Origin of the sequence: Bartonella sp. AP11XZML, from assembly GCF_042196445.1 — a bacterium.
Classification (GTDB): Bacteria; Pseudomonadota; Alphaproteobacteria; order Rhizobiales; family Rhizobiaceae; genus Bartonella.
In genome coordinates this window covers 1-15,643 of sequence record NZ_JBHIQF010000032.1, presented here as the reverse complement: position 1 = coordinate 15,643, position 15,643 = coordinate 1, and the positions used below count along the sequence as shown (strand labels likewise).

At 36.7% G+C, this 15,643-nt stretch carries 11 protein-coding genes and 2 pseudogenes; 10 read left to right on the top strand and 3 right to left on the bottom strand.

Going from position 1 to position 15,643, the window contains the following annotated elements; translation table 11 throughout:
* Positions 1-5 precede the first annotated feature (5 nt).
* Together ACFIMG_RS03000 and ACFIMG_RS02995 are read left to right on the top strand one after the other, a co-directional pair.
* Positions 6-419, top strand: a pseudogene (locus ACFIMG_RS03000) (helix-turn-helix domain-containing protein).
* Between the two features lie 1,263 nt (positions 420-1,682).
* Positions 1,683-2,714 (top strand): aspartate-semialdehyde dehydrogenase, encoded by a 1,032-nt coding sequence (locus tag ACFIMG_RS02995; RefSeq protein ID WP_375613639.1) that lies wholly within the window; start codon positions 1,683-1,685, stop codon positions 2,712-2,714.
* A 284-nt stretch (positions 2,715-2,998) separates the two neighbouring features.
* Here the strand turns inward: ACFIMG_RS02995 and ACFIMG_RS02990 are convergent, their stop codons facing one another.
* Entirely contained in the window at positions 2,999-3,637 is a 639-nt protein-coding gene (locus ACFIMG_RS02990) for an SH3 domain-containing protein (protein ID WP_375678931.1), read from the bottom strand.
* 504 nt (positions 3,638-4,141) lie between these two features.
* Between ACFIMG_RS02990 and ACFIMG_RS02985 the strand changes: the two genes are divergently transcribed.
* The 4 genes and pseudogenes from ACFIMG_RS02985 to ACFIMG_RS02970 all read left to right on the top strand — a co-directional run.
* Positions 4,142-4,960 (top strand): MetQ/NlpA family ABC transporter substrate-binding protein, encoded by an 819-nt coding sequence (locus ACFIMG_RS02985; protein WP_375678930.1) that lies wholly within the window; start codon positions 4,142-4,144, stop codon positions 4,958-4,960.
* A 48-nt stretch (positions 4,961-5,008) separates the two neighbouring features.
* Positions 5,009-6,043, top strand: a complete 1,035-nt coding sequence (locus ACFIMG_RS02980; RefSeq protein WP_375613642.1) for a methionine ABC transporter ATP-binding protein — start codon at positions 5,009-5,011, stop codon at positions 6,041-6,043.
* Positions 6,036-6,695 (top strand): methionine ABC transporter permease, encoded by a 660-nt coding sequence (locus ACFIMG_RS02975; protein WP_375678929.1) that lies wholly within the window; start codon positions 6,036-6,038, stop codon positions 6,693-6,695. The genes ACFIMG_RS02980 and ACFIMG_RS02975 overlap by 8 nt, the downstream gene beginning before the upstream one ends.
* Positions 6,696-7,146: 451 nt before the next feature.
* Positions 7,147-7,445, top strand: a pseudogene (locus ACFIMG_RS02970) (integrase); the annotation flags it as partial.
* Between the two features lie 171 nt (positions 7,446-7,616).
* On the opposite strand, the gene ACFIMG_RS02965 reads toward ACFIMG_RS02970, so the two are convergent.
* Complete coding sequence (locus tag ACFIMG_RS02965; protein ID WP_375678928.1) at positions 7,617-8,096, bottom strand: MaoC family dehydratase; 480 nt, start codon at positions 8,094-8,096, stop codon at positions 7,617-7,619.
* A gap of 163 nt (positions 8,097-8,259) precedes the next feature.
* On the opposite strand from ACFIMG_RS02965, the gene ACFIMG_RS02960 reads away from it, so the two are divergent.
* Positions 8,260-9,594, top strand: coding sequence for an NAD(P)H-dependent oxidoreductase (locus tag ACFIMG_RS02960; protein ID WP_375678927.1), 1,335 nt, complete (start codon positions 8,260-8,262; stop codon positions 9,592-9,594).
* 812 nt (positions 9,595-10,406) lie between these two features.
* Here ACFIMG_RS02960 and ACFIMG_RS02955 read toward each other — a convergent pair.
* Entirely contained in the window at positions 10,407-10,763 is a 357-nt protein-coding gene (locus ACFIMG_RS02955) for a hypothetical protein (protein WP_375678926.1), read from the bottom strand.
* Between the two features lie 1,473 nt (positions 10,764-12,236).
* Here ACFIMG_RS02955 and ACFIMG_RS02950 point away from each other — a divergent pair.
* Genes ACFIMG_RS02950 through ACFIMG_RS02940 form a run of 3 tightly spaced genes read left to right on the top strand, consistent with a single transcriptional unit; the run spans position 12,237 to position 15,012 of the window.
* Positions 12,237-12,980, top strand: coding sequence for a creatininase family protein (locus ACFIMG_RS02950; protein WP_375661860.1), 744 nt, complete (start codon positions 12,237-12,239; stop codon positions 12,978-12,980).
* A 21-nt stretch (positions 12,981-13,001) separates the two neighbouring features.
* The gene (locus ACFIMG_RS02945) at positions 13,002-14,030 is read left to right on the top strand and encodes a CobW family GTP-binding protein (protein ID WP_375678925.1); all 1,029 of its coding nucleotides are present in this window, start codon (positions 13,002-13,004) and stop codon (positions 14,028-14,030) included.
* Between the two features lie 10 nt (positions 14,031-14,040).
* The gene (locus ACFIMG_RS02940; RefSeq protein ID WP_375678924.1) at positions 14,041-15,012 is read left to right on the top strand and encodes a WD40 repeat domain-containing protein; all 972 of its coding nucleotides are present in this window, start codon (positions 14,041-14,043) and stop codon (positions 15,010-15,012) included.
* Positions 15,013-15,643: the final 631 nt, after the last annotated feature.

The window sequence follows — 15,643 nt, the reverse complement described above, 5'->3', positions numbered from 1 at the left end:
TACTAATGCGAGGGCGCTCGCAACCGGTGGGGACATCAAGTGAAAGCCAACAATCTACATTTTTACGATATTTCTTTAGGCAAAAAAATTCGCTTCAGAAGAAACGTCATGGGGTTTTCTCAAAAACAATTAGGAAGTCATTTAGGCGTAACATTCCAACAAATCCAAAAGTATGAAAAAGGCTTAAATCGCGTAAGTGCAAGACGTTTACAGGAAATTGCTCATATATTAGATGTTCCCGTTTCCTTCTTTTATGCTGATGGCGCAAAAAAGAAGAGAACCTCTATCATTGTGATGACAGAATAGCAAGCAAAGCAGAATATTTACTTTTAAAAAATTTCAGAATACTGACCCGCAAAAAACAAAGAGCAATTTTGCAGTTGATTTCTGATGAAAAAAATAACCCCTTATTTTCATAAGTTCATTGCAAAGATAATCAAAGTCCTTAATAATATTGACAAGAATTGTGACTGTCTCCCCACACTTCATGAGAATGAAAATGCTTAATCTAATCTGATTTGTAAATAATCCGAATTCTAACGAGTTTAACTTAGAAATAGTGCATTGATTTATAATGATAATCTAACGTTATTGATATTGAATAAGTGTTCCGAATATCGTAAAATTCTTTCATTTCAAACGTGTTCTATATTGAATCAATCAAAATCACTGTTGGCACATTACAAGCAAAGTTGGCGTGTGAGTAAAAATGTACAAAAAGGCATACCTCTTATTGAATCGTCTCACAAACCAAGAGCTGTAACGACATTGTGTGCTGAAAAAATGGATGATGGTGCTAACTTGCTCTTTTATTAAACGTAAATATGGGGGTGTTCAACGGCTGACTTTCCACTCATATAAGTCACTTAAAAAAGGCTTGCCAAACAAGCCTAAGAATATTCCCACACACTAAAAAACACTTAAATATATCGAGAAAGCTTAAAGATCTTATACCATCATACTCCAAATAATGATATTTTATAGCATAACAGGATTAAAGTAAAAATAAGAAATATAAATTAAAAATAGACACGAAAAACTATATGTATAACTTTCATAAGAATTTATCTATATATGGATACTTAAGTTTATCCTGTTGTGCCATAAATTCTATCATTTAAGGTATGAGGATATGAAGCACGCATACCTCCTTGAAACATTCAAATGTTTTTTAGATGCCCAATATCTTTTTAAATATTTTTAGGCCTGCTTGTTGAGCCTTTAGTTTAAGTGAAAAATGAGAAGCCGCTAGAATCTAGCTGTTTACAGACTGTAATAGGAAGCTTCGCTTTTAAAGGCATAGGGAGAAAATCAAATAATTCAACAATTAACAGATAAAGTATAAAAAGATTCCACCAACGCGATACGTAATACCATCTTTAAAAAATTCAAAAGTGTGAAGGTACACATTGACAGAAGATAAGGAATTCACTTAATTAAAGTGTTTTCTAAAGAGATAATAGCTTAGCGTAAAATATTCAATTTTTTCAATTCTGAAAGATTAAAAGAGACGTATTATTTGAAATAAAACAATTTATTGTGCTAATGATGATGATTGGTGTGCACAAAATTGAGTTGTTGAAAATCAAAAATATAATTTAATGATGTTCCTTGACCAACTCACTCTCTCCTGAGTATAGCACGGGGAATAAACGTGGAGAGACATGAGGAGTATATAGAAAATGAGTTATAAAGTTGCAATTGTCGGCGCAACCGGAAATGTTGGTCGTGAAATGCTTACAATTTTAGAAGAACGTGGTTTTCCTGCACATGAAATTGTCCCTCTAGCATCACGACGCTCATTAGGACAAGAAGTTTCTTATGGAGATAAAACTTTAAAAGTAAAAGCACTGGATACTTACGATTTTTCTGACACAGATTTTTGTCTTATGTCTGCGGGAGGGAGCATTTCCAAAGAATACGCCCCTAAAATTGCTGCTGCCGGCTGTGTCGTCATCGATAATTCCTCCACGTGGCGCTATGATGCCAATGTTCCGTTGATAGTCCCTGAAGTCAATGGCGAAGCTATAAATGCCTTTTCTAAGCGTAATATTATAGCAAATCCTAATTGTTCAACAATTCAACTGGTCTTAGCTTTAAAACCTCTCCATGATGCTGCAATCATTAAACGTGTTGTTGTCTCTACATATCAGTCTGTTTCTGGAGCTGGTAAAGAAGGAATGGACGAACTTTTCGAACAATCACGTGCAGTTTTTGTTGCAGACCCAATTACATCAAAAAAATTCACTAAACGCATTGCCTTTAATGTCATTCCTCATATCGATGTTTTCATGGAAGATGGTTATACAAAAGAAGAATGGAAAATGACGGTTGAGACGAAGAAAATTCTCGATCCGAAAATTAAATTAACAGCCACTGCTGTTCGGGTCCCTGTCTTTATCGGTCATGCCGAAGCCGTCCATGTTGAATTTGAAAAACCACTAAGCGCATCTGAAGCACAAGCGCTCCTCCGCGATGCACCAGGCTGTCAGCTTATCGATAAACACGAAGATGGTGGTTATACCACACCTTATGAAGGTACCGGAGAAGATGATACCTTTATTAGCCGTGTTCGTGAAGATATCACCGTTGAAAATGGTTTAGCTTTCTGGGTTGTCGCCGATAATTTAAGAAAAGGGGCAGCATTGAATGCCGTTCAAATTGCTGAATTGCTCATTTCTCGTAATTTGATAAAGCCTAAGTCCGCAAATTAACGCCCTGTCCGAAAGGACAAAGAACCCCTAGCCGGTCTGTCAAAAGTCCGGCTTCTCTTCAGTATAACCTTCCCCAGCTGAAGGTTCATATCACCATCCTAAAGAACTGTAATCCAAGGTATTGTCAAATTTGACTCGGAATATCCTTGAATGCCTCGCCACCTTAAGTTAAGCATTGCCGCCTTAATGACATTTTACGGTACAATAGGATCAGCAGCATAAGCATTGTTTGCTTCATGCTGCTGATCCTTTTTGTCATTCCGGTTGTGAAATTAACTTTACCCTTATCGAGCAGGATAGGTCACGACACGGTAACGCGTTTCATTACGTTCAAAATTTTTGTAATTGACATTATCAGGAAAGGAGGGATTATAAGCACTCACGTGCTTTACAGAAACGCCTTGTGCTTTTTGCGACGGATTTAAAATTGTTCGTTCATCCCTTTTTTTAACACCTGTAGAATCGATAATCATATCTGTTCTGTATAGTTTTTGCATATTTTCCCGTGTTTTTTGAATCGCCGGAAGAGCTTTAAAGTCGGAAACAGCCTGTTTTACTTTTTCTTTTGGCGATTTTACCATGGATTTTGATTTTGCTGGCATCTTTTTAAAAGCAATGGTAGGAACATCGTTAACATTGACGTAACGTGCAGATGCCCAACCAACTTTTCCATGATAACCAAGAGAACACCAAGTTTTATTGGATAGGCAGCCATAAATTTGCACTTTTGCTCCCATTGGAACCATTGCGATAACTTTATAAGCTGTCGCAGGGCCTGTGCGTAAAGATACCTGACCTGATGCAACACGAGCAACTGTTCCTGTAATGGTTCCAGCTTGTGCGTGAAAAGCAGTCACAGCCACCCCTGACGCTCCTAAAGCCCATAAAGTCATCATTGTTGATAAAAATTTCTTTCTTAACATTATTTTTCTTCCTCTCTAAAACATATGAAGGACAAAAATTCGCCTTTGCAAAAATTTGCCGCGTTTAAATCCAATGATCAGCAACCTTTATTCCCCCCCAAAACCCCACAACATTGCAACAAAATTTCTCTTTATCGCCTACACGAACACGGCCTTTTGATCTTGATTGCGCAGTATGTTCTTCATGAATTTACGGCTAAAGCATCATCTGATTGTCCGGTTCTTCAACCAATTGTCCCTTACAGAAGTTTTTAAAGGGGCATTGGTTCCCTCAACAAATGATTGCAATAAAAGAATTAATTATTTGAATTTCAGAGAATTTCTATGAACAAATGATGATCAGCCCCCCAAACAACTAAAATAGAAGGAAAAATAATACTCTTTAAAAAATAAAAGTGATTGAATATTCTCTAAAGCTTGTATAACTTTAAATCTGCCTAAAAAAATACAGAGTATATTGAAACTTCCCTCAAAAAATTTCTCGAAAAAGAAAGTTAAAAGCACATGACATTAAAAAATTTTTCTCGCGGTCAGATTATAGGGTTATTCCTCTCTCTCTTTGCACTTTTTTTGTCTACTGCTTTTTCCATGGCCGCAGACAAAACAAAAATCAAACTTGGTATTATGGAAGGGCGGGATGCGATTATTTGGAAAACAGCTGCTGAACAGGCTAAAAAAGCCGGTTTAGATATTGAACTCGTTTATTTTTCTGATTACGCTTTGCCTAATGATGCTGTTAACGCAGGAGAGATCGATGCGAATGCTTTTCAGCACGCCCCTTATCTTAATGAACAAATGAAACAACGTGGCTATAAACTTTCAATTGTCGGCTATACATTTATTGCTCCAATCGGTGTTTACTCACACAAAATAAAAGACTTAAAAGATCTTCGTGATGGTGCACATGTTGGTATTCCGAACGACCCATCTAATGGTGGAAGAGCCTTACTTCTTCTTAATTCTTTAGGTCTCATTAAGTTAAAAGATCCTCATAATATTCTTGCATCTCCACTTGATATTATCGAAAATCCTAAAAACCTGCAAATTCGTGAGCTCGATGCCGGTATGTTAGGACGAGCTATTGACGATTTTGACCTTGCAATTATAAACACAAACTGGGCTATTGTTTCCGGATTAAACTTCGAAAAAGATGTAGTCGCATGGGAGAGCGCAAAAAATAATCCTTATGATAATATCATCGTTGTACGCACGAGCGAAAAAGATGAACTATGGGTTAAAAAATTAGTTGCCGCTTACAACAACGATCTTATCCGTGCAAAAATCAAAGAGATTTTTGGCAATACCGCCCAAACATCTTGGTAATTGTGCCAAATATCTGAATAACTGTGCCAAATATCCGAGTAATTGTGAATGGAAAAACCTACTCTTATCTCCTTAAAAAACATCAGCCGTTGTTTTAACAAAACGGCTGGTGTTCCGGTGATTAATAATCTCTCTTTAAATATCCATGCTGGTGAAATCCTTGGCATTATTGGGCGCAGTGGAGCAGGAAAATCAACACTTATTCGCTGTTTAAATGGGTTAGAGAAGATTGATGCAGGATCCATTTTTTTTGAAGATGTTGATATTTCTAATCTATCAGAGATAGAATGGGCGCCTTACCGTCAACGAATTGGGATGATTTTTCAACATTTCAATCTTCTCTCATCGCAGAATATTCTTGATAACATTGCATTGCCACTTAAATTAAGTGGTGTAAGTAAAAAACAACGCCACAAACGTGCCCTTGAACTGATTGAATTGGTTGGGTTATCTGGGAAAGAATATTGCTATCCGGCACAATTGTCCGGGGGACAAAAACAACGCGTTGGCATTGCTCGTGCGCTTGCTGCTAATCCTAAAATATTGTTATCAGATGAAGCCACCTCTGCTCTTGACCCTGAAACAACACAATCTATTCTAGAGCTCCTTGCTGATATTAATAAACACCTCAATCTCACGATTGTGCTCATCACCCATGAAATGGAAGTTGTGCGCACCATAGCGCATCGCGTTGTTGTTCTTAATCAGGGAAACATTGTAGAAGAAGGACGTGTGAAAGACATCTTTACATCACCGCAAGACGATACAACCATAGCCATGCTCAAGCTTGTAACCCCGCAACTTCCTGAAAAATTTGCGAAAAATCTCAAACCAATCGGACGAGAAGCTGTCATTGAAATTAATATTGCCGGTGAAATTGCCCAGCAGCCTTTTCTTCATCTTCTAGAAAATGAGAGTGGTTTAAAAGCACGTATTTTGCATGGTGGCATTGATACAGTTCAAGATGAAACCATCGGGCGACTCTTCTTGGCTCTTCCTGGAGAAGATAAAGAAGCTTTAGAAAAAGCTGTTCAATGGTTAACGAAAAAAGGACGATATTGTGAGGTCTTAGGCTATGTTTAATGTTCTGTCTCATGAACTTCCCCAAGCTGTTATTGATACAATATTGATGACACTTAGTGCTTCTATTATGGCATTTATTATAGGGCTTCCCCTTGGTCTTCTTCTTCACACAACAGCACGCGGAGGGATTTTTTCCTCATCTCTCATCAATCGCCCTTTAAGCATGATCATTGACAGTATTCGTGCCATTCCCTTTATCATTCTTGCATTTTATCTTCTTCCCGTTACGCGTATCGTTGTAGGAAGAGGGATAGGAATGCCTGCTGTAATTTTTATACTGACCATTTCAGCTATCCCTTTTTATGCACGCATGGCGGAACTCTCTTTTAAAACCGTTGAAAACGGTCTCATTGAAGCGATCCGCTCGATGGGTGCAAGTCGTCTTCAAATTATCAGACATGTTCTTATTCCTGAAGCTCTCCCTAGCCTGATTACAGGTTTTACAGTCATGGTCATTTCTCTTATAGGAGCCACCTCACTTGCTGGATATCTTGGTGGAGGCGGTTTAGGGGATATGGCAATCCGCTATGGCTACCAACGCTACAATACCTTCATCATGACCATCGTCATCATCCTTTTGATCGTGCTTAATATTACAACCCAATGGACTTCTGATAAAATCGTACAAAAACTTGATAAAACAAAACATTAAAAGACTTAGAATTTCACATGCCAATACCATCATCCCCTTTGCCACTTTCCAAGTGCACCAACCCTTGCCTATCGAAAATACTCATAAGAGATTAGAAACTTTTTTCTTAAACAGTTTTTATCTCTCCCCATCCGTTTGTAACATGAAAGAAAATAGTTTTAATGGCTTTAATATAAAAGAATATAAAAGGGGATAAAATAAGAGATCTCACAGTATGTGAGACTCTCTTTAAATTAAGACATTGGTCACGACCTTTCCCAGCCTTAGATAACACATTGAATTTATAATGATAATATGGCGTTATTCATATTGAATGAGAACTCTGAATACCGTAAGATCCTCTCATTCCCAATTTGTTCCATATAGAATCAACCAAAACCTCTCGCTTGCACGTTACAAGCGGGAAGAGCCGTGTGAGTAAAACTATACAAGAAAGAAAGGCATGCCTCTTATGAATTATCTCCAGCGCCAAGACCTGTCTTAACATTGGCGGCTAGCATATAATATGATGGTGTCGGCTTTCTTCTTCACAAGCATAAAGATAGGGGCGCTCAATGGCTTTATCGTTATACTATTCACAGGCACCATTGCGAAATAGGTGTGACGAGCGTTGAGAAATGTTGCTTTAAAATAAGCCCGTGAATTGGCAACGCAAGTACATTCCATTTGAAGCGTTCTGTTTTACGTGATGGGTATGATCCCATTAAAGAACGCTATAAACAAAAGCGTGAAGCAATGCACTATCTTCATTAGGAAACTCCTCTTCAAAACGATCTAGGAAAGATAGCAAACTGCTCTGGCTATCAACGCTATGATAGCTCCACCATATCTATCATTCTATAGATTATTCTCAATATCATCATTGAAGAAACTTCTAATAGAATTGTATAAAAATTTTATAAAATAAAGCACTCAAATAATCTAGATATTGGAAGGTTTTTCTTCCACAACAGCAACAATAAGCCATTGAGCTGTAAGAGCTGGTTTTTTTAACTTTTCAATTTCCACCGTAACCCCATAATGGAAAACCACTCGACCAGAAGGGCGAATTTCTGCGTCGTCTAACACAAAACGCGCACGTATCCGTACCCCTGTTTTCACAGGACTCATGAAGCGTACTTTATCGAAACCATAATTAATCCCCATTGTGCTCCCTTCCAACTCTGGAAGAGCTTCATAAGCGAGCGTAGACAAAAGCGATAATGTTAAAAAACCATGAGCAATCGTGCCGCCAAAAGGTGTTTTTTTAGCCTTTTCCTCATCAACGTGTATCCATTGATGATCATCTGTAGCACATGCAAACTGATTAATCATATTCTGTGTAACAAGACGCCACTCCGATAATCCCATTTCTTTCCCAATAAAACTGGTGACATCTTGTACGACTATTTTTTGCTGCATAACGCTATTCCTATTTTATTTGATAAAAGAAACCACCCCTCTTGCTTTTATAAAGTCCATTGATTAGAGCATCAAGAATAAAAGATTAATTGTCTTAAAAACAAATGCACCTTATGAATGAGAAAAGCTCTTTAGCAGAATAGTTTTCAAATAGGAAAAAAGAATGGCAAGCAATGTGAACCTAACAGGTTTAGCGCATGATTTGAAACAACGTGCAGAAAACCATCCCCCCATCCGTATTGGACTGATTGGTTGTGGTGAAATGGGCACAGATTTATTATCAAGTATTGCGCATATGGATGGTATAACAGTCGTTGCTGTAGCCACGAGGACACCGTCACGTATTTTTGATGCCGCTACACTAGCCTATGGCGAAGATGGACATGTCTGTGAAGTTGAAAATACTTATGCTCTCACCCAAAGCATTGAAAAGGGTTTGATTGCAGCAACAGATGATATTAACCTTGTTTTGCGCCATGAACAAATTGATATTATCGTTGATGCAACAGGCTATCCCGAAGCAGGAGCAGAGATTGGTATCAAAGCGCTTGAGAATAACAAACATCTTGTCATGATGAATGTTGAAGCAGATGTTACAATTGGCGCTTATCTCAAACATGAAGCAGAAAAACGAGGGCTCATTTATACACTTGGTGCCGGCGATGAACCTACTTCTTGTATGGAACTCATAGAATTTGTTTCAGCCCTTGGACATAAGATTGTTGCAGCGGGTAAAGGAAAAAATAATCCTCTGCGCTTTGATGCTACACCTGACGCTTACGAAGAAGAAGCATTCCGGCGTAATATGAATGTGCGCATGTTGGTTGAATTTATTGATGGTTCCAAAACGATGGTTGAAATGGCAGCCATTGCCAATGCCACCGGACTTCTCCCCGATTGCCCAGGAATGCATGGACCACGAGCAGCGCTACAAGATTTAAACAAAGTGCTTATTCCAAAGCAAGATGGGGGCATTTTACAGCAATATGGTGTTGTAGATTATTCAATAGGTCAAGGTGTTTCACCAGGTGTTTTTGTAATTGCCGAAATAGCACACCCCCGTTTACGCGAGCGTATGGAAGATTTAAAAATTGGTCAGGGGCCTTACTTCACCTTTCATCGCCCCTATCATTTAACAGCAATGGAAGTTCCCCTCACCTGTGCACGTATTATGCTTTATGGCAAAAAAGATATGGTCCCTCTTAGCCATCCCGTAGTAGAAGTCTGTGCTGTTGCTAAAAAAGATTTACATCCAGGTGATCAGCTAGACTTTATCGGTCTTTATACTTATCGTGCTTGGATAATGAACATTTCAGAAGCACGCGCTCACCAAGCCATTCCTTGTGGTCTTTTAGAAAAAGCAACAGTAACAGCTGCAATTAAAAAAAACGAACTCATTACAGTACATAATACTGCTATTCGTGAAGATCAATGGATTGCACGTCTTCGTGCTAAACAAGACCTTTTACTTCATTGCCCTTCTTCCGCTAAGCTATAAGTACTCCTGAATTACCTTACTTAACAGCATCTTTCCCTTACACAACAGAACAACCCAAAATACACCTCTATCGCAAACACAGGTTTATATTTTAATAAAAGCATTTTCCAACGATGCACATCACCACTTCCCTCTCACAATATGTCCCGTAAATGCGACAGTATAAACCACTCCATGAGATGGCATAAGATTCATTGTGTATCACTATCTTTACTCTATGAAGATACAAACCAGCACCATCATTTATTTGCCAATACTACAACAGTCCTTGAACCTTAGAGATAATTCATGAGAAGAATTTTTACTCTTTTTTTTTTAATAATTTTATCCATACACGAACGCAACTTGTTATACGTAAAAAATACTTTTGATGGATTTAACATAAACAAATTTAAAATGATAAATAATAATTTCTCATTTTTCTTATTGCATAAGAGCCATGGATATAGGGATATTTTTTATTTTATCCCCTTATGAAAGATAAAAAAATTTAAAAAGGATAAAATATACCTTTGATGAATAATCTTCATATGAGAAAAGGTAGACAATATTAAAAGACTGATAAAGATAGTAAGTATACTAGCCTTATTACTAGAAAATAATCATAAACTGTAAAAAAAAAATCAGGTTACGCTAATTTGTAAAAAAAACATAAATGTAGGATCTTGAACTTTAATAATGTTAATAAAAGCTACATTTAGTATTAAGAGTAGTAATTTTATTATCTAGTATAGTATAAATAATAAAATATTTATTTTTTAAAAATAATGAAGTGAACAAAAAAATCCTCGACTCTGTCGATGAGTTTTCTACTAAAGTGTACTGAATATTGCAAAAAGAGATACAACAGCACCTAATACATCCCCAATACATAAAGAAGCAAGAAGTGATAAAATACCTATCCCCCCCCAAAAGGCTGAACCTGAAAAGGCAGCAGCTTTTTCAGGTTTCCCTAAAGCAATAACATCTTGTTCCTCAACGCCTTGAATAACAACTCTATCCACAGCTTTAATAGCTACATTTTTTTCTAGTGTAGGAATAGTAATTGCCATTTTCTCTTGAACTTTATTTTTTACAAAACTTGCATTTCCCTCTATAGTTTGTACAAAAAAAATAATAAATAGTGTAAAAGTAAATGAACATACACGATTTTTAAATATTTTAAACATAGCTTTCTTTGCTCCTCTTTTTCTTCACTGAAAAAATGAAAGAATATTCACATATATAAAAACCAAAATTTATATTTAAGCATTTATATATTGCACATAATAAAATATTATATGTAATTTTGTTATTATAATATAACACATTATGTATTACATGTAAAGATAAAAAACAATAAATGATAAAAATAATTTATTCCTTTTACGCCATAATAACTCAAGATACCAACAGTAATATTTTGTCATTTTTATTGCTATAATTAAAAATAATAATAATTTATTAAATTTCTTATTATAAGAAATATTACGAAACAAATTCATTTAAAAAATTATATAATAGAGCTTTTATAAATAATTTAAAATGTAATTAATTTTAAAGAACTATAAAATTTAAAACTGCCAATATAATGATATATGATTGTCTATTATTTCAATAAATATAAAAATGAAATAGCACTTAATGGATTTTTATTATATCACTCATCAGTAATACTGAAAAATAAAATTGGTATCAAATAAAAACTTGATCTAAAACAAATCTATCCTAATAAAACAAGTTTAAATAGTGTACTATTTTTCTATAAAACAGGTATAAAGTGTAAAAAAACAATTAAAGATCTCTATCTTCAAATGGAAGAGACGTTAATAAAATGATTCTCAACTTTTACTGATATATAAAAAGAAAAAATACTGCATAGCATCTTAAAAAAGGTAATTCAGCCCCCTTTATCCCATACAGCATAAAGAACACAAAATATTGACTTTCAAACCTAATAAAACAAACGCATAAAATAAGTAAATCTATCAGATTTACAAAAAAATTATAAGCAATACTAGAACACCAACAAACTACCTAAAACCAGATAAAAAGAGAGTCATGAAAAATGAGATGATCCCCAAAATACTGAAAAAACTTTCTTTCTTAATTTTCATAAAAGTTATTCCATATTTTTCGTCAATATTGTAGAGCGCAGCCTTATTTATATTTTGAGTAATTATATTTACTCTGTATTAGTAAAAAATAATTCTCTTTGAAACAAATTTTTGGCAATATTCACATAACTGTCTGCAATTTGTGCAAAATAAATAATAACAATAAAGAATTAATCAAATGCTTTAAAGAAAAGGAATATATAAAATTACTAAAAAATCACATTTTCAATAAATAATGAAAATATTTTTCATTATTTGATGTATAAATATTTAATATGTATGAATATTTACTTATTAAAAATGAGAATATGAATCAGAAATACTTACAAAAGATAATTATCTTGAGAAATATTGCCTCATATTACAGAAAAGTTGCGTTGGCTTTGCTCAATAAAAGCTTCTCTATTTTTAACAAAGCTCTCATTTTTATGCATCCATATGTGATGTAAAAAGACGCCTATTTGCGTTTCTCTTATAGATAGATTAAATAGTGACAGCACCTTCGATCACTTTGTCTATGTTAACTTCTCTTTTAGGCAATAATTTATGGTATCTAACAGGCCTTTTCTCGCTCTTTTACCTTTGGGCGCACACGAATATCACGGAGAGCACCTTCCTTTCGAAACCGACTGGATTATAGCTGAAGCTTTTGCAAAAGCCCTCACTTTACAAACAAAAGAGCAGTTTCATATCGCACTTTTACCGGTTGAAAAGATTGGCTATTCTATAGAACATATGGATGTTACAGGTACACAAACCCTTACCTTTTCTGATGCGATTAAGCGATGGATAAAGATTGGTGAAAACTGTTATCACAAAGGGATCAACCGTCTTCTTCTTCTCAATGCTCACGGAGGAAATTCACCTTTAATGAGCATTGTTATCACCGAATTACGAAAGCGCCTTTCCATGCTCGCTGTAGCAACAAGCTGGAGCCGTTTTGGTTTACCACAAGGTCTCATGGAGCCATCTCAACAACATCTTGATATCCATGGAGGCTTTATCGAAACCTCTCTCATGCTCTATTTAGCACCAGAAAAAGTCCATATGGAAAAGGCAGAAAATTTTCATAATAAACAAGCGGATATGATTGCCAATTATCGGTATTTACGTGCTTATGGTCCTCATGCCTTTGGTTGGACAATGAAAGATCTAAATACGCAAGGTGCGGCAGGAAATGCAAGCAAAGCAACACCACAAGCCGGTGAAGCAATCTTTTCTCATGTTCTGTCTCAGCTTCGTGATTTACTTGATGATATCAATCGATTTAACATAAACACATGGCAATAAAGAACAATAAAAGGTCTCTCCATGGAAACGATACACCCCAAAAAACTTCCCGTTACGGTTCTCACAGGCTATCTTGGTGCTGGAAAAACCACCCTTCTCAACCGCATTCTCAGTGAAAATCATGGCAAACGTTATGCCGTCATTGTCAATGAATTTGGTGAAATTGGTATTGATAATGACCTGATCATTGAATCAGACGAAGAAATTTATGAAATGAATAATGGCTGTGTTTGCTGCACCGTACGTGGTGATCTCATTCGCATTCTAGAAAGTCTGATGCAACGTTCTCATCGATTTGATGCGATCATTATAGAAACGACAGGACTTGCTGATCCCGTTCCCGTAGCACAGACCTTTTTCATGGATGATACTATCCATGAAAAAACAGCTCTCGACAGTGTCATAGCAGTCGTTGATGCAAAGCATTTTCCCTCTCAATTAAAAACAAGTCGTGAAGCTGAAGACCAAATTGCTTTCGCGGATATTATTCTTTTAAATAAGATTGATCTTGTCACCCAACAAGAACGCAGCCATGCTGAATCCCTTATTCTGGCCATTAATCCTCGCGCTATACTCTATACAACACAGCGCACCAATATCCCTCTTGAGACACTCCTTAATCGTGGTTTTTTTGATCTCCAACAGACTCTCGATCATGAACCTCATTTTCTCGATCACGAACATACACACCAACATGCCAACCATGTGTGCGGTCCCGATTGTCATCATGACCATTATCACGCATCCACCATTCATGATATTACCATCACTTCTGTAAGTTTAAAAACAGATGCTCTGCAACCAGAAAAGTTTTTCCCTTGGATCCAGCAGGTTACACAGCAACAAGGGCCTGATATCTTGCGTCTTAAAGGCATTATCGCCTTTCAAGGAGACGATGATCGTTACGTCATTCAAGGGATACATATGCTTCTTGAAGGACAACATCAACGCCCATGGCGTGAAGATGAAAAACGAGAAAGTCGCCTTGTTTTTATAGGACGCTCTCTTGATGCTGAAAAATTAAAAACTGGTTTTGAAAATTGCGCATAAGTGAGTGATAATGCCAAACATTACCCATTATGATCTCAAAAGTTACTGCCTTTCCTGCGGTTTTATAGGCAATAAACCAGCCTTTGTTTCCGTAGAAGGTTTCATTGTTTTTTTTAATCCAACCCCACAAATCGTTGAAGTTCACCAAGGAATAATTTCAAGCCATTTTTCCCATGACAATACCGCGATCATCACCGGTGGAGAAGATGGAAAAGTCTGTCAAACAACCGCAGCAGATCACACGGAAGTGTTAAGCCAAAAAGAACGCAAATGGATAAACAACGTTGCTTTTGGTCCACAAAAAGCTTTTGCTTTTTCCTCCTCACACCTCGTATTTGCGCATATTGGAAAAGAACGACAAGAGCTCACACATGAACGCAGTGTAGAAGGCCTTGCTTTTGCCCCAAAAGGTTTGCGACTTGCCGTTGCCCATTACAATGGAGTCACTCTTCATTGGTTATCAACGCAAATATCTCCCACCACATTGGTATGGAAAGGAGCTCATTGTGGTGTCACCTTTTCACCAGACAACCGCTATGTCATTTCCACCATGCAAGAAAACGCCTTACACGGCTGGCGTCTCACTGATAATCAGCACCTCCGCATGAGCGGCTATCCAAGCAAAGTCAAAAGCTGGTCTTGGAGCGCAAAAGGAAAATGGCTAGCAACATCAGGTGCCTCTGCCGCAATTGTTTGGCCCTTTCATACAAAAGATGGCCCCATAGGAAAAACACCTCTAGAACTAGGCACACGAGCAAATGCACTTGTTAGCACCGTTTCATGCCACCCAAACAAAGAAATTGTAGCAATAGGCTTCAATGATGGAATGATTTTAGCGGCACAATTCCATGATGGAAAAGAAGTCCTTCTAAAAGGTTATGGGAAAAGTGCTATCTCAGCACTTAATTGGGATCAAGCAGGGCAAAACCTCTCCTTCGGTAGCGAAAATGGTGAATGTGGTATAATCAATATCACTGATTAAATTACACCAACAAACGCAATCATCGCCGATAAAAATGCCCACACAATCCTCCATAAATCTTATCCCCTTGCATCTCCAGAGCTCTCAGAAATCCTATCTCCCTAATCTCCCCCCCAAAAATCTCCTAAAATCTTCGTAATCATTAAATCGTCCCTCTTCCTTTCCTCCCCCTTTAGACAAAAAAATACCTTAAACATGTTTTTTGACCTTTTAACATTGCTACCCCCATACAAGAATAAAAACATCACCCTCAAGACCGCCCCCCATCTCCCTATAAACATCTATATAGGCTACATACTTCCACAAAAGCATTTTTCTTAAAAATTCGGCAAAAAATAGCTGATATCATCATTGAAACAACGATTTATTCTTACGATCAGAAGAAGGGAATTCAATACTATTTTCCTAAATAAAAAATTTTTTGATTTCCCCCTCTAAAGAGCAAAGTTTCCTACGAGCAAGCCTTCCACACTTTAGTTTCTTGCCTAGAAAATTCTATCTAATAATCATTTCATGGAGCTTCTATTACCGCCCTCTGTTCCGGTATCTCCTTCATCTCTGGATACTGTTTCTCCTCCTTCTGCCCCTGTTGAACCAAAGCCTTCTCAGTCCTCTGATCCTTTAGATCCTT